This is a genomic window from Streptomyces sp. NPDC058274, assembly GCF_042881375.1.
GTDB lineage: Bacteria > Actinomycetota > Actinomycetes > Streptomycetales > Streptomycetaceae > Streptomyces.
Window position 1 is genome coordinate 17,620 of the sequence record NZ_JBHVXW010000003.1, and the last position, 20,889, is coordinate 38,508.

The 20,889-nt window shown below is 73.1% G+C and carries 21 protein-coding genes and 1 pseudogene; 13 read left to right on the top strand and 9 right to left on the bottom strand.

The window, feature by feature from the left end:
* Positions 1-14 precede the first annotated feature (14 nt).
* The 4 genes from ACFVYF_RS07340 to ACFVYF_RS07355 all read right to left on the bottom strand — a co-directional run bounded on the left by ACFVYF_RS07340 (position 15) and on the right by ACFVYF_RS07355 (position 2,757).
* Positions 15-779, bottom strand: a complete 765-nt coding sequence (locus ACFVYF_RS07340; protein WP_389452192.1) for a metallophosphoesterase — start codon at positions 777-779, stop codon at positions 15-17.
* Positions 776-1,069, bottom strand: coding sequence for a BON domain-containing protein (locus ACFVYF_RS07345; protein WP_389452195.1), 294 nt, complete (start codon positions 1,067-1,069; stop codon positions 776-778). The genes ACFVYF_RS07340 and ACFVYF_RS07345 overlap by 4 nt, the downstream gene beginning before the upstream one ends.
* Positions 1,066-1,752, bottom strand: coding sequence for a hypothetical protein (locus tag ACFVYF_RS07350; RefSeq protein WP_389452198.1), 687 nt, complete (start codon positions 1,750-1,752; stop codon positions 1,066-1,068). The genes ACFVYF_RS07345 and ACFVYF_RS07350 overlap by 4 nt, the downstream gene beginning before the upstream one ends.
* 198 nt (positions 1,753-1,950) lie before the next feature.
* Positions 1,951-2,757, bottom strand: a complete 807-nt coding sequence (locus ACFVYF_RS07355) for a CDP-alcohol phosphatidyltransferase family protein (RefSeq protein ID WP_389452200.1) — start codon at positions 2,755-2,757, stop codon at positions 1,951-1,953.
* Between the two features lie 108 nt (positions 2,758-2,865).
* Between ACFVYF_RS07355 and ACFVYF_RS07360 the strand changes: the two genes are divergently transcribed.
* The 5 genes from ACFVYF_RS07360 (at position 2,866) to ACFVYF_RS07380 (ending at position 8,086) form a co-directional block, all read left to right on the top strand.
* Entirely contained in the window at positions 2,866-3,846 is a 981-nt protein-coding gene (locus ACFVYF_RS07360) for a zinc-binding alcohol dehydrogenase (RefSeq protein WP_389452202.1), read from the top strand.
* A gap of 169 nt (positions 3,847-4,015) precedes the next feature.
* Positions 4,016-4,414: a 6-pyruvoyl tetrahydropterin synthase family protein gene (locus ACFVYF_RS07365; protein WP_389452204.1), complete on the top strand. Its 399-nt coding sequence runs from the start codon at positions 4,016-4,018 to the stop codon at positions 4,412-4,414.
* The gene (locus ACFVYF_RS07370) at positions 4,411-5,622 is read left to right on the top strand and encodes a glycosyltransferase family 4 protein (RefSeq protein WP_389452206.1); all 1,212 of its coding nucleotides are present in this window, start codon (positions 4,411-4,413) and stop codon (positions 5,620-5,622) included. Before ACFVYF_RS07365 ends, ACFVYF_RS07370 begins: the two co-directional genes overlap by 4 nt.
* Positions 5,619-6,584, top strand: a complete 966-nt coding sequence (locus ACFVYF_RS07375; RefSeq protein WP_389452209.1) for a class I SAM-dependent methyltransferase — start codon at positions 5,619-5,621, stop codon at positions 6,582-6,584. Before ACFVYF_RS07370 ends, ACFVYF_RS07375 begins: the two co-directional genes overlap by 4 nt.
* Positions 6,581-8,086 (top strand): lysylphosphatidylglycerol synthase domain-containing protein, encoded by a 1,506-nt coding sequence (locus ACFVYF_RS07380; RefSeq protein ID WP_389452212.1) that lies wholly within the window; start codon positions 6,581-6,583, stop codon positions 8,084-8,086. The genes ACFVYF_RS07375 and ACFVYF_RS07380 overlap by 4 nt, the downstream gene beginning before the upstream one ends.
* Here ACFVYF_RS07380 and ACFVYF_RS07385 read toward each other — a convergent pair.
* A pseudogene (locus ACFVYF_RS07385) lies at positions 7,969-8,799 on the bottom strand (creatininase family protein); the annotation flags it as partial. The gene ACFVYF_RS07380 and the pseudogene ACFVYF_RS07385 sit on opposite strands and share 118 nt — an antisense overlap.
* A 61-nt stretch (positions 8,800-8,860) precedes the next feature.
* Between ACFVYF_RS07385 and ribA the strand changes: the two are divergent.
* Genes ribA through ACFVYF_RS07410 form a run of 5 tightly spaced genes read left to right on the top strand, consistent with a single transcriptional unit; the run spans position 8,861 to position 13,910 of the window.
* Positions 8,861-9,580 carry a GTP cyclohydrolase II gene (gene ribA / locus ACFVYF_RS07390; protein WP_389452215.1) on the top strand — a complete coding sequence of 240 codons (720 nt, stop codon included), beginning with the start codon at positions 8,861-8,863 and terminating at the stop codon, positions 9,578-9,580.
* Positions 9,577-10,560: an ornithine cyclodeaminase family protein gene (locus ACFVYF_RS07395; protein ID WP_389452218.1), complete on the top strand. Its 984-nt coding sequence runs from the start codon at positions 9,577-9,579 to the stop codon at positions 10,558-10,560. The genes ribA and ACFVYF_RS07395 overlap by 4 nt, the downstream gene beginning before the upstream one ends.
* A gap of 2 nt (positions 10,561-10,562) precedes the next feature.
* The gene (locus ACFVYF_RS07400; RefSeq protein WP_389453553.1) at positions 10,563-11,702 is read left to right on the top strand and encodes an NAD(P)/FAD-dependent oxidoreductase; all 1,140 of its coding nucleotides are present in this window, start codon (positions 10,563-10,565) and stop codon (positions 11,700-11,702) included.
* Entirely contained in the window at positions 11,699-12,754 is a 1,056-nt protein-coding gene (locus ACFVYF_RS07405; RefSeq protein WP_389452220.1) for a saccharopine dehydrogenase, read from the top strand. Before ACFVYF_RS07400 ends, ACFVYF_RS07405 begins: the two co-directional genes overlap by 4 nt.
* Positions 12,747-13,910: a saccharopine dehydrogenase family protein gene (locus tag ACFVYF_RS07410; protein ID WP_389452223.1), complete on the top strand. Its 1,164-nt coding sequence runs from the start codon at positions 12,747-12,749 to the stop codon at positions 13,908-13,910. Before ACFVYF_RS07405 ends, ACFVYF_RS07410 begins: the two co-directional genes overlap by 8 nt.
* Before the next feature lie 55 nt (positions 13,911-13,965).
* Here ACFVYF_RS07410 and ACFVYF_RS07415 read toward each other — a convergent pair whose 3' ends face one another.
* From ACFVYF_RS07415 to ACFVYF_RS07425, 3 genes are all read right to left on the bottom strand, one after another.
* Positions 13,966-15,192: a serine hydrolase domain-containing protein gene (locus ACFVYF_RS07415; protein ID WP_389452226.1), complete on the bottom strand. Its 1,227-nt coding sequence runs from the start codon at positions 15,190-15,192 to the stop codon at positions 13,966-13,968.
* 208 nt (positions 15,193-15,400) lie between these two features.
* Positions 15,401-16,861, bottom strand: coding sequence for an MFS transporter (locus ACFVYF_RS07420; protein ID WP_389452229.1), 1,461 nt, complete (start codon positions 16,859-16,861; stop codon positions 15,401-15,403).
* Positions 16,858-17,436, bottom strand: coding sequence for a TetR/AcrR family transcriptional regulator (locus ACFVYF_RS07425; protein ID WP_389452232.1), 579 nt, complete (start codon positions 17,434-17,436; stop codon positions 16,858-16,860). Before ACFVYF_RS07425 ends, ACFVYF_RS07420 begins: the two co-directional genes overlap by 4 nt.
* A gap of 87 nt (positions 17,437-17,523) precedes the next feature.
* Here ACFVYF_RS07425 and ACFVYF_RS07430 point away from each other — a divergent pair, with 87 nt between their 5' ends.
* Entirely contained in the window at positions 17,524-17,964 is a 441-nt protein-coding gene (locus ACFVYF_RS07430; RefSeq protein WP_389452235.1) for a PPOX class F420-dependent oxidoreductase, read from the top strand.
* A gap of 75 nt (positions 17,965-18,039) precedes the next feature.
* Here ACFVYF_RS07430 and ACFVYF_RS07435 read toward each other — a convergent pair whose 3' ends face one another.
* Entirely contained in the window at positions 18,040-18,993 is a 954-nt protein-coding gene (locus tag ACFVYF_RS07435; RefSeq protein WP_389452238.1) for an NAD(P)-dependent oxidoreductase, read from the bottom strand.
* Between the two features lie 324 nt (positions 18,994-19,317).
* Here ACFVYF_RS07435 and ACFVYF_RS07440 point away from each other — a divergent pair, with 324 nt between their 5' ends.
* Both ACFVYF_RS07440 and ACFVYF_RS07445 read left to right on the top strand, forming a co-directional pair.
* Positions 19,318-19,881, top strand: coding sequence for a TetR/AcrR family transcriptional regulator (locus ACFVYF_RS07440; protein ID WP_389453555.1), 564 nt, complete (start codon positions 19,318-19,320; stop codon positions 19,879-19,881).
* A gap of 132 nt (positions 19,882-20,013) precedes the next feature.
* On the top strand, positions 20,014-20,817 hold the full coding sequence (locus ACFVYF_RS07445; RefSeq protein WP_389452241.1) for an SAM-dependent methyltransferase: 804 nt from the start codon (positions 20,014-20,016) through the stop codon (positions 20,815-20,817).
* Positions 20,818-20,889 lie beyond the last annotated feature (72 nt).

Genomic DNA, 20,889 nt, shown 5'->3' on the forward strand with positions numbered 1-20,889 from the left:
GTGCCCGCGGGGGCTCAGCCCGCCGTCCCGCTGGGGGCGACCTCCCCGGCCGGCGCGTGCGCGTGCAGCCGGTAGACGCTGAACGCCCGCCGGATGACCGGCTGGGCCACATTGCGGACCCGGACGCCACCGCTCGTCATCCCGTGCTCGGTGCCCGCGTGCGCGTGCCCGTGGACGGCGAGGTCGGCGCCGGCCGTGTCGATGGCCTCCGCGAGCAGATAGCTCCCGAGGAACGGATAGATCTCCGGAGGCTCACCCGCGAGCGTGTCCGGCACGGGGGAGAAGTGCGTCAGGGCGATCCGTACCTCGCAGTCCTGCCGGGCCAGGCTCTCCAGCGAGGTGCGCAGCCCGTCCGCGCACCGGCGGGAGTAGCGGACGAACTCCTTCATCAGCGGTTCGCCGAACTCCCCGGCGCTCCTGCCGACGAACCCGCCGCCGAACCCCTTCGTCCCGGCGACCCCCACCCGGGTCCCGCCGGCCTCCAGCACGGTCGCCTCGCCCTCCAGCACCCGCACGCCCGCGGAGCGGAGGATGGCGGTGACCTCCTCCGGCCGTTCGTCGTGGTGATCGTGATTGCCGAGTACGGCGACGACCGGGACGCCGAGGCCGCGGACCTCGTCGGCCACCACCCGCGCCTCATCGGGGGTGCCGTGGCGGGTGAGGTCCCCCGCGAGCAGCAGGAGGTCGGCGCACTCGGGCAGGGTGTCGAAGGCCGGCCTGAGCAGGCCACGACTGTCGGGCCCCATGTGGATGTCCCCGACGGCTGCCACCCGGATCATGCGAGTTCCTCCGTGTGGTCGGGGGCGGTGGCATCCGCCACGACGAGGTCGCAGTGGACCGGGAGCCCCGCCAGCTCCTCGTGCGTGATGCGCAGGACCTCGTCGCGGCAGTGCGCGGAGGGCACGGTGCCCGTCAGTGCCACCGCCCCCGAGCGCACCTCGATCCGTACGCCCAGTTCTCCCAGGTCGTCGGCGGCCAGCCGGTCGCGCAGATGGGCGACGCGGTATTCGGCGTTCTGCCCGGGGACGTCCGCGGTGGCGCGTCCGGGCTCCTCGGTGGGATCGCTCATCGTCGTTCCTCCGGGGGTGCGATCACTTCCATGCGCTCCAGCAGGTACAGGAAGGCGTCCGGCATCGGCGCGTCCCCGCAGGTCGAGCGCACCTGCTCCCAGTCGACCTTCTCGCGCAGCGCGCGGGCGATGGGCAGCACCGCGCCGAAGTCGCAGTGGTGTTCGGAGAACGCGGGGAGCAGGCTCCGCATCAGGTCCGTCGGTGCCAGCACCGGCATCCGCACCGAGTCGACCGAGAGCGTCTCGGCCCGCTCCAGCAGCTCCGAGGTGACCGGCTGGTGCGCCAGCTCGAAGATCAGGTCGATGTCCTGGCCGAGGCACTTGGCCTTCAGCAGCCAGTCCTCCGGCGGGGTGCCGACCGCCAGACCCGCCTCACGCAGGGTGTCCGCCACCCGGTCCGCGTCCTCGGGCCTGATGCAGAAGTCGGCGTCGTGCTGGAGATTGCCCGTACCGCCGTGCGCGTAGACAGCCACGCTGCCGGCGAGGGCGAAGGCGTAGGCGTTCCTCTTCAGGATCGCGCCCACCTGTTTCGCGGCCTCCAGAATCGCCTGGTTGTGGTCGAGGGGCAGCGCCGGCTCCCGCGGGTCGAAGCCGCCGGCCTGCTGGGGCCGTACGGCCGCCAGGTGCAGCTCGGGCGGGATCTGCCGCTGTGCGCGAGCGCCGTCGTCCGCGTTCTGCGTCATCGCTGCTCCGTCTCCGGTCCGGGCGTCCGATGTGCTTGGTCGCGTCCCCATTCCGGTACCCGGCCCGCCGGTTTCGACACGGTGCGGCGCTGCCGCGGGCCCGGTCGGCGGGGTGCGGCCCGGCCGCCTGCTTGTGGTCTCGGGAGCCGCCCACGGGAACGGCATCCTGCTGGAGCAGCCGGCCGTCCGGGGACAAGGTCAAGAACTTCCTCGCGCGGCACCGCTGACCTCGACCGGGCGCTCCGGCCTGGCCTCGGGGACCGCCGCCGAGGGCCAGGCCGGGTGCCCGCCGCGGGCACCCGCGCGCCACAACCAGTTGATGTCCCGCCCGAAGGACCAGGTCAGCAGGCCCAGCGCCAGCAGGACGAGCGCGAAGTTCACGGCGTGGGGGAGGATCCCGGCGGCGGCCACCAGCAGCACGATCCCCTGCAACGCGGCCACCGTCTTGCGCGCCATGCTCGGCGCCAGCGGACCGTTCAGCCAGGGCAGGACCCGGGCCGCCGCCACGAACGCGTACCGCATGGCACCGATCAGCAGCACCCAGGGCCCCAGCGCCATGGCGACGTACACGCTCAGCACCAGGATCAGGAACGCGTCGACCTCCATGTCGAACCGGGCGCCCAGCGCGGACGACGTACCCGTGCGCCGGGCGACCTTGCCGTCCACCCCGTCGAGGATCAGGGCCACCGCCGTCAGCCCCACGAAGAGCGTGACCGGCGGGGAGCTCTCGAAGGAGTCGGCGACCAGCGCGGTGACACCGCCGACCAGGATCGCGCGACCGAGCGTGACCCGGTTCGCCACCCCGAAGGAGAGGGGCTGCGAGCGGCGCAGGGCCCGGTTGAGGACGGCCCAGGTGGCGATCCCGAAGGCCAGGCCCGTGAGCCAGCCGGCGGGTCCCAACCCGATCGCCGTCCCCAGGAGCGCGAGGAGCAGCAGCTGTGCGCCGGCCCCCACCGCCGTCTCCTGGTGCGCGAGCCTTGCGTCGTACGTGTGGTTCAGGGCCACCGTTCACCCTCCGGCCGAGTGACAGATTCGATCAACGCCGCGTACCTTGTGCGCGACTTCTCATAGCTGCGTACGTGGGGAGTCGGCCGATCGTTCAGGAGGACGCACATGGAACCCACAGCTCGTGCCTTCTGGCTCCGGTCGCCCGGGCACGGAGAGATCCGGGAACACACCGTGCCGGAGCCCGCCGAGGGTGAGGTTCTGGTGCGCGCGCTGTGCTCCGGAGTCAGCCGCGGCACGGAGACGCTCGTCTTCCGCGGCGGAGTGCCGCAGAGCCAGTACGCCGCGATGCGGGCCCCGTTCCAGGAAGGCGACTTCCCCGGACCGGTCAAGTACGGCTACCTCAGCGTCGGACAGGTCGAGGAAGGGCCCTCGTCGCTGATCGGGCGGACCGTCTTCTGTCTCTATCCGCATCAGACCCGGTACGTCGTCCCGGCCGACGCGGTGACCGTCGTACCGGACGGAGTTCCGGCGGCGCGCGCCATTCTCGCCGGGACCGTCGAGACCGCGGTGAACGCCCTCTGGGACGCCGCGCCCCTGGTCGGTGACCGGATCGCCGTCATCGGCGGCGGCATGGTCGGCTCGTCCGTCGCCGCGCTGCTCGCCCGGTTCCCGGGCGTCCGCGTCCAGCTCGTCGACGCCGACCCCGCCCGGGCCGGCATCGCCCGGGCGATCGGCGCCGACTTCGCGCTGCCCGAGGAGGCGAAGGGCGACTGCGACCTCGTGGTGCACGCCAGCGCCACCGACGCCGGCCTGGCGCGGGCGCTGGAACTGCTTCGCCCGGAGGGGACCGTCCTCGAACTGAGCTGGTACGGCGACCGGCGCGTCAGCGTGCCCCTGGGGGAGGCCTTCCACTCACGGCGCCTGGTCCTGCGCAGCAGCCAGGTCGGTTCGGTCTCCCCGGCCCGGCGCGCCTCCCGGACGTACGCCGACCGGCTCGCGCTCGCCTTCGAACTGCTCGCCGATCCCGCCTTCGACGCCCTGGTCACCGGAGAGTGCGCCTTCGAGGAGCTGCCCGACGTGCTGCCCCGGCTCGCCTCCGGTGAGATTCCGGGCCTGTGCCACCGAGTCCTGTACACCGCAGACTGATCCTCAAGGACAGCTGCCCGGCCTCCGACCAGGCAGGACGTCCCGGAAGAGCTCCGGGCGGCCGCCGAAAGAAGGAGAACGAGCGGCTGAACAACCCGCACCGGGCGGCCGTACTACACGGCATGTTCCCGGCAGGGGATCAGACGCACCGCACCTGGAGGGTCGTCCGTTGTTCAGTATCACCGTCCGCGATCACCTCATGATCGCCCACAGCTTCCGCGGCGAGGTCTTCGGACCCGCGCAGCGCCTGCATGGTGCGACGTTCCTCGTGGACGCCACCTTCCGCCGCGCCGAGCTGGACGACGACAACATCGTCGTCGACATCGGACTGGCCACCCAGGAGCTCGGCGCCCTGGTGAGCGAGCTGAACTACCGCAATCTCGACAACGAGCCCGACTTCGCCGACACCAACACCTCCACGGAGTTCCTGGCCAAGGTGATCGCCGACCGCCTCGCCGACCGGGTGAACTCCGGGGCGCTGGGCGAGGGCGCCCGCGGCCTGGCCGGCATCACCGTCACGCTCCACGAGTCGCACATCGCCTGGGCGAGTTACGAGCGTGCCCTGTGACCGACGTGACCATCGAGCACGCCTCCCCGAGCCGGGCACTGCCCGACCAGAAGGCCCTGAACTACGTGCCCCTGCAGCACGCGGCTCTCAAGAACGCCGAGATCATCCCCATGTCCCTGAGCTCCGTGCACTTCGTGATGCCGGGCGGTGTCGACGACCCGGCCGCGCCGAGCGGCGGCAACGCCTACGACCGCCGGGTCTGCCTCGATCTGCCCGGCTTCGGCTGGCAGGTCCGCCGGCACGCCGTCGCGGGCAGCTGGCCCCGGCCGGACGCGGCGGCCCGCGCCGAACTCGCCCGCACCCTCCGCGAGTTGCCGGACGGCACCGTGGTCCTGCTCGACGGCATCGTCGCCTGCGGGGTTCCGGAGATCATCGCCCCGGAGGCCCAACGGCTGCGCCTGGCCGTCCTGGTGCATCTGCCGCTCGGTGACGAGACGGGCCTGGACCCGGCCGTGGCCGCGGAACTGGACGCCCTGGAGCGTGCGACGCTGCGGGCCGTGCCGGCCGTCGTCGCGACCAGCGAGTGGGCGGTCCGCCGGCTCGTCGCCCACCACGGACTGGCCCCCGAACGGGTCCATGTCGCCGTCCCAGGCGCCGACATCGCGCCGCTCGCGCCCGGCACCGACGGGGTCTCGCGGCTCCTGTGCGTCGCCGCGGTGACCCCCCGCAAGGGGCAGCACCGGCTGGTGGAGGCCCTCGCGACCGTCACCGACCTGCCCTGGAGCTGCGTCTTCGTCGGCGGACTGGAGCAGGAACCGGAGTACGTCGCCGGCCTGCGGAAGCTGATCGACGGCTTCGGCCTCGGCGACCGGCTGCACCTCGCGGGTCCGCAGGCCGGCGGCGAACTCGACGCGAGCTACGCCGCGGCCGACCTCATGGTTCTCACCTCGTACGCCGAGACGTACGGCATGGCGGTGACCGAAGCGCTCGCCCGGGGCATCCCGGTCCTGGCCACCGACGTCGGCGGGCTCCCCGAAGCGGTGGGCCGCGCGCCCGACGGCGGGGTGCCCGGAATCCTCGTACCGCCGGAGAACCCGGCCGCTCTGGCCGCGGAGTTGCGCGGCTGGTTCGGCGAGGCCGATGTGCGCCGCCGGCTGAAGGCGGCCGCGCGGGCCCGCCGGGCCGCTCTGGGAGGCTGGGCGGCGACGGCGCGCAGCCTCGCGGGTGTGCTCGGACGGCTTCGGCAAGAACCCCGGAAGGCGGCATGAACGTGACGACGACTTCTTCTGAGGTGCCGGGCCGCATACCCGGAGCGCAGGCGCCGGTCCCCGGTCCGGGGGCCGACGGCGAGGCGGCCGCGCCGATCGGCTCGCCGTCCGGTCAGGGCGAGGCGTCCGTCGAGGTGCCCCGCTTCGCCCCGCGGTGGCTCGAACTGCGCGAGGCCGCCGACGCCGACGCCCGGGCCCATGACCTGCTCGACCCGCTGCGGATCCGGCTCGCGAACCTGCCGGGACGCCACCGGGGCCTGATCATCCACGACCTCGGGTGCGGAACCGGCTCCATGGGCCGCTGGCTCGCCCCCCACCTCGACGGCCCCCAGCACTGGGTCCTGCACGACCGCGACCCCTATCTCCTGCACTTCGCCACCGTGGGTGCGCCCCGCGCGGCCGCCGACGGCAGCCGGGTCACCGTCACCACACAGCGCGGGGACATCGGCCGGCTGACCGGCGACGTACTGACCGGCGCCTCGCTGGTGACGGCGTCCGCCCTGCTGGACGTCCTGACCCGCGACGAGGTGGACGTGCTCGCCGCGGCCTGCGTCGGCGCCGGCTGCCCGGCACTGCTCACCCTGTCGGTCGCCGGACGCGTGGAACTCACCCCCGCCGACCCGCTGGACGCCGAGATCGGCGAGGCCTTCAACGCGCACCAGCGGCGCGGCGAGCTGCTCGGTCCGGACGCGATCACCGCGGCCTGCGAGGCCTTCGCCCAGCAGGGCGCGACGGTCCGGGTGCACCCCAGCGCCTGGCGGCTCGGCGCCGAGCACGCCCCGCTCACGGCGGAGTGGCTGCGGGGCTGGGTCGCGGCGGCCGTCGAGCAGCGGCCGGATCTGGCGGCGGCAGCCGAGGCGTATCTGCGCCGCCGGCTGGAGCAGTGCGAGGCGGGCGAGTTGCGCGTGGTCGTCCACCACAGCGACATCCTGGCGCTGCCCGGTCCGACGGGCCGGTCATGAACGCGCCGGCCGCGCAGACGGTGTCCGTGACCTCGCTGACGCCGGGTGCGGAGGCGGTGACCGTGCCGTCCGCGATCCCGCGGACGCGCGGCGGCGGAGAGCCGCCGCAGTCCCGGGACCCCGGGGCCCGGCTCGGCGGACGGGGCATCCGGTCGCGCATCGGCTCCCGCGCCGTCCGCACCCATGCCGGGACCGTCGCCGGAGTCGTCATCCTGGCCGTGCTGCTGTGGCGGCTCGGCACCGGAGTCTTCGTCGACGGGCTGCGGCGCATCGACGGCCCGACCCTGCTGGCCGGCCTCGGACTCGGCCTGCTCACCACGGTGTTCAGCGCCTGGCGCTGGTCCCTGGTCGCCCGCGGCCTGGGCATCCGGCTGCCGCTCGGCGCGGCCGTCGCCGACTACTACCGGGCCCTGTTCCTGAACGCGGCCCTGCCCGGCGGCGTCCTCGGCGATGTGCACCGCGCGGTACGCCACGGGCAGAGCGCCGGCGACCTCGGCCGCGGTGTCCGCGCGGTGGTCCTCGAACGGACCGCGGGCCAGGCGGTACTCGTCGCCGTCGGCGCCGTGGTGCTGCTCACCCAGCCCTCGCCGGTCCTCGCGCAGGCCCGCCACCTCACCGAGTTGGGCGCGCTCGCCGTGCTGGGCGCGCTGGCGGTCGTCGCCGCGCTGCGCATGGGCCGTGCACCCGCCGCCCCGTCCGCCCGGCGCCGGGCCGTCCGCGCCACCCTCGCCGAGGCGCGCCACGCGCTGCTGGCCCGCGGGAACTGGCCGGGCGTACTGGTCTCCTCGACCGTGGTGCTGGCCGGACACCTCGCGATGTTCCTGCTCGCGGCCCGGGTCGCCGGATCCGGGGCGTCGGCGGCCGTGCTGCTGCCCCTGGCCCTGCTCGCCCTGCTCGCCATGGGACTGCCGCTGAACATCGGCGGCTGGGGCCCCCGGGAGGGTGTCACCGCCTGGGCCTTCGGTGCGGCGGGCCTCGGCGCGACCACGGGCCTGACCGTCGCCGTCGTCTACGGCGTCCTCAGCTTCGCGGCGAGCCTGCCGGGCGTGTGCGTGCTCGTCGCCCGCTGGTACGCGGGCGTTCGACGCTCACGTGCGGAGGCGACCACCGCGGCCGCGCCGGTCCCTGCGACGCCGTACGCCTCCACGACGGCCGCCACGGACTCCGTACAGCCCCACGACGTGCCCGGTACGGCCGGTACGCCGCGAGTGGCGGCAACCCCTGAGGGCGAGCCCGGCCGCTGTGTCGTCCCCGCCCCGGCCACCGCCGCGCCCGCCCGCGGCCACGCCCCTCCCGCCACCTTCCCGCGCTCACCCCCACCGCGGCCGAAGGCGCCCTCGCGTCACGGCCGGCGGCGGGCGCCGGCGTCCCCCGGGAGTTCCGTTTCCGAGGTGAGCAAAGAGATGTACGCGCCGAAGGAGTCCACCAGGCCCGCCAGTAGCGCCTTTCCCTTCTCGGCCGAACCCAGCGAAGGCCGGCCGATGACTCCGGATTCGGTATAGGCCGACATCCCGACGGTAAGGAGATGCCTGCGGTCATCGGCCAGGAAATCGGTCGTCTCGTATCCGGGAAGCACCAACTCGGGATGAGTGTGCAGAAGGACGGAGGTCTCGATTTCCCCCGCATGCATATCGCTGAGCAGGGAGGTCTCCACGCCGGCCAGTTCCCGCGCCGCTTCCCAGTCCTCCAGGGCCGGGAACAGCGCCATACGGGTACCACTGCCGACGGATTCCTGAACGACATTGCCCAGGACGTAATTACCGCCATGTCCGTTGACCAGCACCAGAGTGTCGACTCCCGAACGGCGGAGGGATTCGGCGATGTCGCGCACTACCGCGTGCAGGGTCACGGAGGAGATGCTGACGGTCCCCGGCCAGGCCGCGTGCTCGTGGGAGCACGAGATCGTCACGGGAGGGAGGAGGTGGACAGGATGAGCGGCGGCGATCTCGCGGGCGATCGCGCAGGCCACCAGCGTGTCGGTGGCCAGCGGAAGGTACGGGCCGTGCTGCTCGTAGCTCCCCACCGGAAGGACGGCGACCTCCCGTCCGACCCGCTCGCGCCGGGCCCGCACCTCTTCCGAAGTGTCCGCCGGAACCAGGGAGTTCCGCACTGGCGGCACGGAGTTCCCGGCCGGACCGGAGGAGTTTTCCACCGCCGGAGAACCCTCCCGCGGTGCCGTCCCGGACCCCGTCTCCTGGATGTCCGACCTGCTCATGTTTTCACGGCCTTTCGTCTCGTACCGCCCGCGCTAGCGCTTAGCAGATAGGAATCAGATCATGACAGAGAACGTTGGCGTGCTCGGCGCTCATGCCCAGTCATCGGGAGTCACCCGAGTCGTGACGGCCCCCTTGCCCACGGCGTACGGCGATTTCCAGGCCGTCGGCTACCTGGACCACGATCGCGGCGACGAACAAGTGGCTCTGGTGTACGGCGACATCGGTACGGAGCGGGTGCTGACCCGGCTGCATTCCGAGTGCCTGACCGGTGACGCGTTCGGCTCCACGCACTGCGAATGCGGGCCCCAACTCGCCACCGCACTGCGCGAGATCGTGGCGGAAGGGCGCGGAATACTCGTCTATCTCCGGGGCCACGAGGGCCGGGGGATCGGCCTGCTGGCCAAGCTGCGCGCGATGAAGCTCCAGGCGGAGGGACTCGACACGGTCGAGGCGAACCTCGCGCTGGGCCTTCCCGTGGACGCGCGTGACTACGGGGTCGCGGCGGAGATCCTGCACGACCTCGGCGTCCGTTCCGTACGGCTGCTGTCGAACAACCCGCGCAAGCGTGAGGCGCTGCTGCGCCACGGCATCAAGGTCCCCGAGCAGGTCCCGCTGCTCATCCCGCCGTGCGAGGAGAACCTCAGCTATCTGCTGACCAAGCGCGAGCGCCTCGACCACTACCTGCCCCACCTGGACGGCGGTGTGCTGCCCCAGCTGGACGGGGGCAAGACGGAGGCGATCTTTTGCGGATCGGTGAAGACGGCTATCACTGAGGAGTGAGCGAAGACGAGAGCGGCCCGCTGTTCCTGTCGCGGGCCCAGGTGGGCGAGCTGCTGGACACCGACGCGGCGATCGCGTCACAGCGGGCTGCGTTCGCCGCCCTCGGGGACGGCAGCGCCGAACTGCCGGGAAAGATCATGCATCCGAGCCGCTTCGACGACAGTGTCGTCTTCGCGTATCTCGCCCGGCTGTCCGCGGACACCGGGCCCGTGGCCAAGATCGGCAGCGTCAACCCGGGCAACGCGACGGCCGGGCTGCCCAGCATTCACGCGGTGATCAACGCTCTCGACCCGGTCACCGGTGAGCTCGTCGCCGTCATGGACGGGACTGCCGTGACGACGCTGCGGACGGCCGCCGCGAGCGCCGTCGCCCTCGACGCGCTGGCCACCGCCGACAGCGCCGAGCTCGGCGTCCTCGGCTCGGGCACCCAGGCGCTCGCCCATGTGCGGGCCGTGAACCGGGTGCGGACCCTGCGGGCCGTACGGCTGTGGAGTCCCGACCCGGGCCGCCGCACGCGCGCCGCGCGGCTGCTGGCAGGCGAGCTGGGCGTCGCCGTCGAGGCCGTGGACACGGCACGGGAAGCGGTGGCGGGGCTGCCCATGGTGGCGGCCTGCACCCTGAGCACCAAGCCCGTCGTTCAGGGCGAGTGGCTCACGCCGGGCTGCACGGTGGTGAGCGTCGGGTCCTTCGAGCCCACGCGCAGCGAGGTCGACGCCGAGGTCCTGCGACGGGCGGCCGCCGTCGTGGTGGACGATCCGGCAACCGCGGCGGAGCACGCCGGGCCCGTCGTCGACGCGCTGCGGGAGGGGCCGCTGGCCTTCGAGGACCTGATCCCGCTCGGTGCCGTGGTCACGGGCCGACGCGCCGCGCGCACCGGCCCCGACGACATCGTGTTCTACAACAGCGTCGGACTCGGTGTGCAGGACGCCGCCGCGGCCTGGGCCGTGATCGAGGCGGCCGGCGGAAGGAGGCCGCGGTGAACATGACCGCGCAGGTCGTCGTCATCGGCGGTGGGGTGATGGGCACGAGCATCGCCTACCACCTCGCCCGCGCGGGCGTCCGTGACGTCCTCCTGGTCGAGCGCGACGAACTCGCCTCCGGCTCGACCTCGCGGGCCGCGGGCGGAGTCCGGGCGCAGTTCTCCGACGCGCTCAACGTTCAGCTCGGCGCCCGCAGCCTGGCGGCCTTCGCCCGCTTCGGCGAGGAGCCCGGCCATGACATCGGACTGCACCGGGTCGGCTATCTCTTCCTCCTCTCGACACCGGAGGAGGTCGCCGCCTTCGAGGCGGGCGTCGAGCTGCAGAACGGCCTCGGTGTACCCAGCCGCCTGCTGGATCCGGCCGAGGCACAGCGGCTCTCCCCGCTGATCACCACCGACGGACTGCTGGCCGCCGCCTTCTCCCCGGACGACGGGCACTGCACACCCGAGGCCGTGGTGCACGGCTACGCGGCCGGCGCCCGCCGCCACGGCGCGACCGTGCTCAGGCACTGCGAGGTCACCGGCATCGAGCTGCGCGGCGACGAGATCACGGCGGTGGTGACCAGCCGGGGCCGGATCACCACCGACACGGTCGTCTGCGCGGCCGGCGCCTGGTCCCGGGCGGTCGGCGCCATGGTCGGGGTGGACCTGCCCGTCGAGCCGCTGCGCCGGCAGATCGCCGTCACGGAACCGGTCCCCGGGCTGCCGCCGCACCTGCCCATGACCATCGACTTCACCAGCAGCCTCTACTTCCACGCCGAAGGCCCCGGACTCCTCGTCGGCATGTCCGACCCCGACGAGGAGCCCGGCTTCTCCACCCGGACCCACGACGGCTGGATCCCCCGGCTCGGCGAGGCCATGCAGCGCCGCGCCCCCGCCCTCCTCGACCTGCGCCGCACCGGCGGCTGGGCGGGCCTGTACGAGATCACCCCGGACCACAACGCACTGATCGGCGAGGCCGCCACGCCCTCCCGCTTCCTGTACGCGACCGGGTTCTCCGGCCATGGTTTCCTGCAGGGCCCGGCGGTCGGCGAGGTCGTCCGCGATCTGGTCCTGGGCCGCACACCCTTCGTCGACATCAGCCCCCTGGGCGTCGGCCGCTTCGCCACCGACAGCCTGCGACCGGAGGTCAACCTCGTATGACCGAGCTCCACCTGTGGCTGCGCCACGAGTCCCGTACGACGGAGCGGCGCACGCCCGTCGTGCCGTCCGACGCCCGCCGGCTCGTCGAGCGGGGCATGACCCTCACCGTCGAGGACTCGCCGCAGCGGATCTTCCCGATCGAGGCGTACGAGGAGGCGGGCTGCCGGGTCGCAGCGCCGGGCTCCTGGGTGTCGGCGCCGCCGGACACCGTGATCGCCGGACTCAAGGAACTCCCGGACGAGCCCGCCGAGTTGCGGCACCGGCATGTCTTCTTCGGCCACGCCTACAAGGAGCAGCCCGGCGCCGCCGCGCTGCTCGGCAGGTTCCTCGCCGGGGGCGGGGCGCTGCTGGACCTGGAGTACCTGGTGGACGACGAGGGACGCAGGCTCGCCGCGTTCGGCTACTGGGCCGGGTACCTCGGCGCGGCACTGGCCGTCCTGCACCACGAGGGCCGGCTGCGGACCCCGCTGCGGCCGGCGTCCAAGGAGGAGCTGGACGCCGAACTCGCCGCCGTGACGGGGCAGCCGAGGACGCTGGTGATCGGTGCCCTCGGGCGCAGCGGCCGCGGGGCACGCGCCGCGCTCGCCGTGGCCGGCAACGAACCCACCTGCTGGGACCTGGCCGAGACCCGCGAGCTGGACCGAGCGGCGCTGCTGGAGCACGAGGTGATGGTCAACACCGTGCTCACCACCCGGCCGATCCCGCCCTTCCTCACCGACAAGGACCTCGACGAGCCCGGCCGCCGGCTGCGCACGCTGTGCGACGTCACCTGCGACGTCGGCTCACCCATGAACGTGCTGCCGGTCTACGACACCACCACGGACTGGGCACATCCCGTGCGCCGGCTGCGCGAACAGCCGGCCCTGGATCTGATCGCCATCGACAACCTGCCGTCCCTGCTGCCGCGCGAGGCGAGCGTCGACTTCTCGGCGGCGCTGCTGCCGCTGCTCCTCGACTTCGAGACGGGCGGGCCGTGGGACCGCTGTCTGGCACGGTTCCACCAGGCGGGCCGTGAACTCGGCGCGAAGGAAGGGGAGTTCCGCCATGTCTGAGACGAGCGAAACGGGAACCGTCCCGGCGAGCGGCACCGTCCACTGGATCGGCGCCGGCCTGTCCACCGGCAGTGGGCTCGCCGCGCTGTGCGAGGCCGCCGGCCGGGTACGCCTGTGGCACCGCACCGAGGAGCGTGCCGAGCGGAGCCTGGCCGGCCTCGGCCTGACAGGACGCGCCGAGCCGCGCGCGTACACACTGCCGGCGCTCGCGGCCGAGCTGGCGCCCGGAGACGTCGTCGTCTCGATGCTCCCGGCCCCCGAGCACGCCCCGCTGCTGAGCGCCTGCATCGAGCGCGGGGCGCACTTCGCGTGCTCCAGCTATGTCTCGGATGCGGTCGTCGAGCAGGTGCCCGCGGCGGTGGCGGCGGGTGTCGTGGTGCTCACCGAGGCGGGCCTCGACCCCGGCATCGACCACCTCTTCGCCCACGGTCTGGTCGCCCGGGCCCGGGAGGCGATCGGCCCCGACACCGCCGCCTCGTACCGCTTCACCTCGTACTGCGGAGGCGTCCCCGCGATCCCGAACGACTTCAGGTACCGCTTCAGCTGGGCACCCGCCGGGGTCCTCAACGCCCTGCGCTCGCCCGCCCGTTACATCGAGGACGGCGCGGAGACCACCGCCGCCCGGCCGTGGGAGGCCACCCGCCCCCATCCGGTCGACGGGGAGATCTTCGAGGTGTACCCCAACCGCGACAGCCTCCCCTTCCTCGGCCAGTACGCTCTTCCGGCGGCCTGGAAGCCCGAGACCTTCGTCCGTGGCACGCTCCGCCTCGACGGCTGGCTGCGGGCCTGGGACGCCGTGTTCGAGGAGCTGAGGGCCGGGGACGACCGGCGGATCGCCGCGCTCGCACGGGAGTTGGCGGCGGCCTATCCGACCACCGACGCCGACCGCGACCGCGTGGTCCTCGCCGTCTCCCTGGACGTGCGCGGCGGCTCGGGCGAGACCTGGTCCGGCCGGTATCTCCTGGACCTGGAGGGCACGCCCCAGGAGAGCGCCATGGCCCGCTGTGTCTCCCGCACCCTCGCTCTCGGCGTCCGTCACGTCCTCGACGGCACCCTGCCGGCGGGCCTCAGCCGCGCCGCCGAGACGGCGGAGCGGTCGGAGGAGTGGCTGAGCGAACTCCGCGCGGACGGGGTCGAGTTCACGCTGCGGACTTGAGCGTGAAGGGGGCAGTCAGGGCGCCGAGCTCAGCGCCCGAATCCGGGCCGGCGGCTCAGTCCAGCACGGCCTCGTGCACCAGTCGCCGTACCTCGGGGAAGACCGTGTGTGAACCGGTCGGCCGCAGCTGGGTCAGGAACTGCACGGTCATGTCCCGCAGCGGGTCGACCCAGAAGGTCGTGCTGGCCACGCCGTTCCAGCCGAACGCGCCGAGGGCGGTGGGGTAGGCCGTGATCGCCGGGTCGGTCACGACCGAGACACCGAGACCGAAGCCGAGGCCCGCGTTGCCGGGTTCGTCGTGGGCGGGTGTGCCGTGGGTGCGGATGTCGACGCCGCCCGGCAACTGGTTGGACGTCATGGTGTCCACGGTCCCGGCGGCGAGGAGCCGGGTGCCGTCGAGTTCGCCGCGGCGGCGGAGGAACTCCATGAAACGGTGGTAGTCGTGGGCGCCGGCCACCATGCCCCCGCTGCCGGACAGCAGCCGCGGGCGGCCGTGCAGGGGGAGACCGGGAACGGGGGTGATCCCGCCCTTGCCGTCCTCGCCGTACAGCTCGGCCAGCCGGCCGGACTGCTCCTCGTCGACGCAGAATCCGGCGTCCGTCATCCCGAGCGGGCCGAAGATCCGCTCGGCGAAGAACTCGTCCAGACGCTGCCCCGACACGACCTCGACGAGCCGGCCGAGGACGTTCGTCGCCACCGAGTAGTTCCAGCGCGTGCCCGGCTCGAACTGGAGCGGCAGTCTCGCGTACACCTCGCAGGCCCCTTCGAGATCCGCGCCCGCGGGCACCGACGACTCCAGACCGGCGGCCCGGTACAGGGCGTCGACCGGGTGGGAGTGGTAGAAACCGAAGGTCAGGCCCGCGGTGTGGGTCAACAGGTGCCGGACGAGGAGGGGTTGCCCGGCCGGACGGGTCCTGACACCGGCGCCCGTCCCCTCGACGTACACCTGTGGATCGGCGAACGCGGGGAGATGGCGGGCGACCGGATCCGCCAGGCCGAGGCGCCCTTCTTCCAGGAGCATCAGCGCGGCGACCGTGGTGACCGGCTTGGTCATCGAGTACATCCGCCACAAGGTGTCGGCGGTGACCGGGAGCCCGGCCGCGCGGTCACGGTGGCCGTACGTCGTCAGATGGGCGACCTGGCCGTGGCGGGAGACGGCGACGAGGAAACCGGGCAGCCGGCCCTCGTCGACCTCGTCCGCGAAGTGCTGGTCCAGCCGGGCGAGCGCCTTCGGGTCGAGTCCGGCCTCGCTCGGCTCGACCTCTTGCTGCAGGTGTCCCATGGCTCTCCTCCGGACTGCGGCTCCTGGACCACCGCGCGTTCATCGTCTCGTACGGACGGACCGCGGGAACGGACGGGGCGGCCATTTCATGGTCATGTGCGGGTCATACAGGGCATCTTCCCGCCGCGCGGGGCCGTATGCGGGACATCCACGGTCGTACGGCGCCGTGCGCGGGGTGCGTCCGACGCCGTACGGCGAACATCGCGCGTCACGCCCGGTCGTGAGGTGCCATCCGCGGGTCGCGCCGGCGCGGTTCGGGGGGTGTGGCGAGTGCTGAACCGGCCTCCGCCGCAGGCTCGTGACGAGCCGCGCCCTCCTCGCGCGGCCGTCCCGGCAGCCCCGTCCCCAGCAGCGTTCCGAGCGCGGACACCACGGCGAGGACGGTCAGGGCGGGGCCCATCTCGACACCAGCGCCCGACGCGCCGGCACCGGCGTACGACAGCATCGTGGTCGCCACGGCGACACCGACCGTCGGCCCGACGTTCATCGCGGTCTGCTGGAGCCCGCTCGCGACACCGGCCGACTCACGGGACGCGTGCCGCACGATGACGGCGGTCGCGGTGACCATGACCGCGCCGAAACCGGCGCCCAGCAGCAGGAAGCCGCTGCCGATCCCCACGGCCGTCGACGCCTGGTCGAGCCGGGACAGCACGAGGATGCCGGCGGTGAGGAGCGCCATGCCCGTGACGGCCGTCCGGCGGGGGCCGAAGCGGCGCATCAGGACGGCCGAGACGGGTGCGCCCAGCACCATCATCACGGCCAGCGGCAGGGCGCGGAGGCTGCTCTGGAGCGGGGTCAGGGTGAGGACGTCCTGGAGGAAGTACGTGCCGGTGAAGAGCGCCCCGAACATCGCCGCCGACGCTGCCACCAGGACGCCGAGCGCCGCACCGAGGGTCGCCGAGCCGCGCACGTCCGGGGGCAGCAGCGGGCTCGCGGCGCGGCGTTCGTGGCGCACGAAGACGGCGCCCAGGGCCACGACCGCGAGCAGCCCGAGGACCGTGGCGGCCGGCCGGTTCGACGGTGTCCCGACGAGCGTGTGGACGAGACACGCCAGAGCCGCCGCGAGCAGACAGGCGCCGGGCACGTCGAGCCGGCCGGCCGCCGCCCGTTCCCGCTCGGGGCCCCGGACGGTGAGCGCCGCCACGCCCAGCACGAGCGTGGGCACGATGTTGAGGAAGAAGACGGCACGCCAGCCGAGGGCGGTGACCAGCGCCCCGCCGACGACCGGGCCCGCGGCTGCCGCCAGCCCGATGGCGCTGGTGCGCAGGGCGATCGGCATGCCGAGTCTCTCGGGCGGGAAGGCGGCACGCAGCATCCCGAGGGTCGCCGGCTGGAGCAGCGCGCCGAACACCCCCTGGATGACCCGCAGTCCGACCACCCAGCCGATGTCCGGTGCCAGGCCGATCCCCGCGGAGGCCAGCCCGAAGCCCAACACCCCCAGAGCGAAGACCCGTTGATGGCCGAACCGGTCACCGAGCCGGCCGGCGAACACCAGCAGGCTCGCGACCGCGATCAGATATCCGGTGCTGATCCACTGGATCTGCGCGAAGGACGCGTGCAGCTCCCGACGCAGGGTGGGCTGGGCGACCGTGAGTACGGTGCCGTCCAGGGCGACGATCGCGGCGCCGACGACGCTGCTCGCGAGGATGACACGGCGGTGGAGTGTCATCGGCCCACCGGGCCGAGGTGCGCGTCCAGTGCCGTGGCCAGCAGGGGGCCGAAGTCATCCGCTCCGGTGGCGAGTTGGAGACTGCCCCAGCTCCAGAGCTGGGCGATGCCGTGCAGGTTCGCCCAGAGCGACCCCGCGACGAGCCGGGCGTCCACCCCGGGCCGTGCCCGGCCGACCAGGTCCACCAGCACGCCGAAGAGCGGAAGGCTGGTCTCCCGCAGCCCCAACTCGTCGCTGCGCAGCATGTCGTGACGGAACATCAGCTCGTACATCCCGGTGTTGGTCAGCGCGAAGTCCAGATAGACGCGGCCCAGCGTGGCGAGGTCGTCCCGTGGGCTCGCCCCGCCGGCGGCGAGCGCTTTCGTGGCGCGGGCCCCGAGGTCGGTGAAGCCGCGCCGCGCGATGGCGGAGAGCAGGGAGAGGTGCGTCGGGAAGTAGCGGCGCGGGGCGCCGTGCGAGACCCCTGCCCGCCGGGCGATCTCCCGCAGGGACAGGGCCTGGGCCCCCTCGGCGGTGACCAGGTCGACCCCGACCTGGACCAGACGGGCACGCAGCCCGGTGTCGGATTCATGCATAGACACTGTCTACCAGTCTGAGTAGACAGTGTCTACGCACGTGCGGACGGCTGGAATGCCATGCGGCGCCAGGGCGTTGATCACTGCATGACTCAGGACGCGACGCAGGACGCACTGCTCCAGCTGCTCTCGGACCACGCCGGCGGGGTGCTGGTCACCCTCAAGCGCGACGGCCGGCCCCAGCTCTCCAACGTCAGCCATGCCTACGACCCCGAGGAGCGGACCGTCCGGGTCTCGCTCACGGACGACCGCGCCAAGACCCGCAATCTGCGCCGGGATCCACGGGCGTCGTACCACGTGACCAGCGACGACCGCTGGGCTTACACGGTCGTGGAGGGGACGGCCGACCTCACCCCCGTCGCGCAGGACCCGCACGACGAGACGGTCGAGGAACTCATCCGGCTCTACCGCGACGTACTGGGCGAGCATCCGGACTGGGACGACTACCGCGCCGCCATGGTCCGCGACCGCCGTCTGGTGCTACGGCTCCGGGTGGAGCGTGCCTACGGCATCCCGAGGGGACGCTGACCGCTCACCGCTCCGGTGGTCGCCGTTGGTCCGCGAGCCGCCGGCCTCGTGATCGCCGCCGGCCCCCGCGGACGCTCACCCCGCACGGCCCCCGTGATCGCCGTCGGCCCGTGCGGACGCCGACGACTCGCCGGCCTTGTGGTCGCCGGCGTCCCGTGCGGAAACCGGCCCCCCACCGCCCTCGTGGTCGCCGTCGGTCCGTGCCTCGATCGCGCGGAGCACGGCGACCATGTCGGAGCCGCCGTGCCCCAGCGTGACGGTCTCGTCGTAGAGGGCGTGGCAGACGTCCAGCAGGGGCGAGGCGAGGCTCGCCTTCCGTGCGGCCTCCGCGATCAACCGGTTGTTCTGCAGTACGTCCCGGGCCGCCGCCTGGACGGCGAAGTCCCGGGTCAGCAGCTTGGGCGCCTTCATGCGGGAGACCCCGCTGGCCATGGGCCCCGCGTCCAGCACGTCGAGGAACAGCCGCCGGTCCAGGCCCTGCCGCTCGGCGAAGTGGAACGCCTCGCCGAGACCCGTCACCAGCGTGATCAGGTACAGGTTCACGGCCAGTTTCATCGTCAGCGCGTTCGGTACCGGGCCGCAGACGAACGTCTCGTGGCACATCGGGCCGAGCAGCGGGCGTACGGCCGCCACCACGTCGTCGTCCCCCGCCAGCATCGCCACCAGCCGCCCCGCCTCCGCGGGCAACCGGGACCCGGAGACCGGCGCCTCCGCGTAACTCCCGCCCGCCGCCCGGATGTCGGCCTCCAGACCGTGCGAGTACTCCGGTGACGTCGTGCCCATGTGGACCACGGTGCGTCCCTCGACCCGCGCGGCGAAGCCCGGGGTACCGCGGCCCAGGACGGAGTCGATCGCGAACTCGTCGGCCAGCATCAGGAACGTGACGCCGGCGCGGGCGAGGACCTCGGCGGGGGAGTCCGCGAGGCCGGCGCCGGCCGCCCGCAGGGGCTCGACCCGGCCGGCGGTGCGGTTCCAGACGACCAGGGGTGTGCCGGCCCGGGCCAGGTTGAGCGCCATCGGCTGCCCCATGACTCCGAGGCCCAGGAAACCCACGTACACGAGGCACCGCCGTTTCTGCCCGGCGCGTCCGGTGGGGCGCCGTCACTCGTTGGCTATGACCACGGTCATAGTACCGTCCATCATGACGGCTGTCATAGTGGACGGTGAACCGCACGCGGCACCGGCCGGGCGTGGCATGTGGCGTGGCGTGATGGGAGGTCGGACATGGCGGTTTCTGGAGAGGGTCCGCGCGAGCGGTTGATCCACGGTGCGCGCGAAGGGGCGGTCGACGGCCCGCGTGAGGGGGCGGTCGACGGTCCGCGTGAGGGGGCGGTGCGTGGGCCGCGCGAGCGGATGGTCTTCAGCGCGGCGCAGCTCATCCGGCGCGACGGTGTCGCCGCGACGGGCATGCGGGACGTCGCCGTGCACGCGGGCGCGCCCCGCGGCTCGCTCCAGCACTACTTCCCGGGCGGCAAGGAGCAGTTGGTCAACGAGGCGGTGGCGTGGGCGGGGCGCTATGCGGGCAAGCGGGTCGCCCGTTTCCTCGCCGGGCTGGACGAGCCGACCCCGAGCGGGCTGTTCGCGGCGATGGTGCGGCAGTGGACCGATGAGTACGGGACGGCCGGGTTCGCCTCCGGCTGTCCGGTGGCCGCCGCGACCGTCGACTGCGCGGAGTCCACCGAGTCCACCCGGGAGGTGGCCGCCGCCGCGTTCGCCTGCTGGAACCGGCCGGTGGCAGGGGCGTTGACGGACATGGGCGTGCCGGCCGGGCGGGCCGAGTCGCTCGCCACCCTCATGATCAGCGCGCTGGAGGGCGCCGTCCTGATCGCCAGAGCCGAACGGGACGTACGCGCCCTGACCGCCGTGGCTCGCGAGCTGGGGCCACTGCTGGACGCGGCCGTCACCGACGGGACGTGACCAACGGTTGTCCGCGGAAGGGGAGTTGACCGGTGGGCGTGCAGCGGGTGGGCTTAAGCTTCCGGCAGGCTCGGGCAGTTGATCACGGCGCCGATGCCGCGGCTGCCGGCCCACGGAGACAGGGAGACCCGCATGGCACCGGAGCGGATCGACACGAGTAGGCCGCACCCTGCCCGTATCTACGACTATCTGCTGGGTGGCAAGGACAACTACCCCGTCGACGAGGCGGCCGCCGAGCAGATCCTGGCGCTCACCCCCACCGCCAGGACCGCGGTACGGGCCAACCGGTTGTTCATGCAGCGTGCCGTGAGGTGGCTGGCCGCCGAGGCGGGGATCCGGCAGTTCCTCGACATCGGCACCGGCATCCCCACCGAGCCCAACCTCCACCAGATCGTCCAGGGCATCGCGCCGGAGTCCCGGGTCGTGTACGCCGACAACGACCCCGTCGTGCTCTCCCACGCCCGAGCCCTGCTGCGCAGCACCCGGGAAGGGCGGACCGCGTATCTGCACGCCGACGCCCGCGAACCGCAGAAGATCCTCCAGTCGCCCGAACTCCGCGAGACCCTCGATCTGTCGCAGCCCGTCGCGCTGAGTCTGATCGCCCTGCTGCACTTCGTCCCCGACGAGGCCGGCCCCTACGACCTCGTACGGTCCTTCGTCGACGCCCTGCCCTCCGGCAGCTACCTCGTGCTCACCCACGGCTTCTCGAACGAGGAGCAGGACCAGCTCAGCGAGGTCCAGACGGTCTACCGGTCCGGCGGCATCTCCGTGCAGGGCCGCTCCCGCGCGGAGGTCGCCCGCTTCTTCGAGGGCCTTGAGCTCGTCGACCCCGGCATCGTCACCGCCCACCGCTGGCACCCGGAGCCCGGCGAACCGCTCACGGACGCCAAGGACGCGGAGGTCATGGTGCACGCCGGGCTGGCCCGGAAGCCGTAGGGCGCACGGCTGTTGGTGCGGTACCTCGGGGCGCGCACGCCCGTTGGTGCGACCGGCATGCAGCCGGGCGCT

Excerpts from the sequence above, each read along its gene's own strand:
- ACFVYF_RS07340 (WP_389452192.1), bottom strand. The coding sequence starts at position 779 with ATGATCCGGGTGGCAGCCGTCGGGGACATCCACATGGGGCCCGACAGT.
- ACFVYF_RS07345 (WP_389452195.1), bottom strand. The coding sequence starts at position 1,069 with ATGAGCGATCCCACCGAGGAGCCCGGACGCGCCACCGCGGACGTCCCC.
- ACFVYF_RS07350 (WP_389452198.1), bottom strand. The coding sequence starts at position 1,752 with ATGACGCAGAACGCGGACGACGGCGCTCGCGCACAGCGGCAGATCCCG.
- ACFVYF_RS07360 (WP_389452202.1), top strand. The coding sequence starts at position 2,866 with ATGGAACCCACAGCTCGTGCCTTCTGGCTCCGGTCGCCCGGGCACGGA.
- ACFVYF_RS07375 (WP_389452209.1), top strand. The coding sequence starts at position 5,619 with ATGAACGTGACGACGACTTCTTCTGAGGTGCCGGGCCGCATACCCGGA.
- ACFVYF_RS07380 (WP_389452212.1), top strand. The coding sequence starts at position 6,581 with ATGAACGCGCCGGCCGCGCAGACGGTGTCCGTGACCTCGCTGACGCCG.
- ribA (WP_389452215.1), top strand. The coding sequence starts at position 8,861 with ATGACAGAGAACGTTGGCGTGCTCGGCGCTCATGCCCAGTCATCGGGA.
- ACFVYF_RS07400 (WP_389453553.1), top strand. The coding sequence starts at position 10,563 with ATGACCGCGCAGGTCGTCGTCATCGGCGGTGGGGTGATGGGCACGAGC.
- ACFVYF_RS07405 (WP_389452220.1), top strand. The coding sequence starts at position 11,699 with ATGACCGAGCTCCACCTGTGGCTGCGCCACGAGTCCCGTACGACGGAG.
- ACFVYF_RS07410 (WP_389452223.1), top strand. The coding sequence starts at position 12,747 with ATGTCTGAGACGAGCGAAACGGGAACCGTCCCGGCGAGCGGCACCGTC.
- ACFVYF_RS07415 (WP_389452226.1), bottom strand. The coding sequence starts at position 15,192 with ATGGGACACCTGCAGCAAGAGGTCGAGCCGAGCGAGGCCGGACTCGAC.
- ACFVYF_RS07420 (WP_389452229.1), bottom strand. The coding sequence starts at position 16,861 with ATGACACTCCACCGCCGTGTCATCCTCGCGAGCAGCGTCGTCGGCGCC.
- ACFVYF_RS07425 (WP_389452232.1), bottom strand. The coding sequence starts at position 17,436 with ATGCATGAATCCGACACCGGGCTGCGTGCCCGTCTGGTCCAGGTCGGG.
- ACFVYF_RS07430 (WP_389452235.1), top strand. The coding sequence starts at position 17,524 with ATGACTCAGGACGCGACGCAGGACGCACTGCTCCAGCTGCTCTCGGAC.
- ACFVYF_RS07435 (WP_389452238.1), bottom strand. The coding sequence starts at position 18,993 with ATGGGGCAGCCGATGGCGCTCAACCTGGCCCGGGCCGGCACACCCCTG.
- ACFVYF_RS07440 (WP_389453555.1), top strand. The coding sequence starts at position 19,318 with ATGGTCTTCAGCGCGGCGCAGCTCATCCGGCGCGACGGTGTCGCCGCG.
- ACFVYF_RS07445 (WP_389452241.1), top strand. The coding sequence starts at position 20,014 with ATGGCACCGGAGCGGATCGACACGAGTAGGCCGCACCCTGCCCGTATC.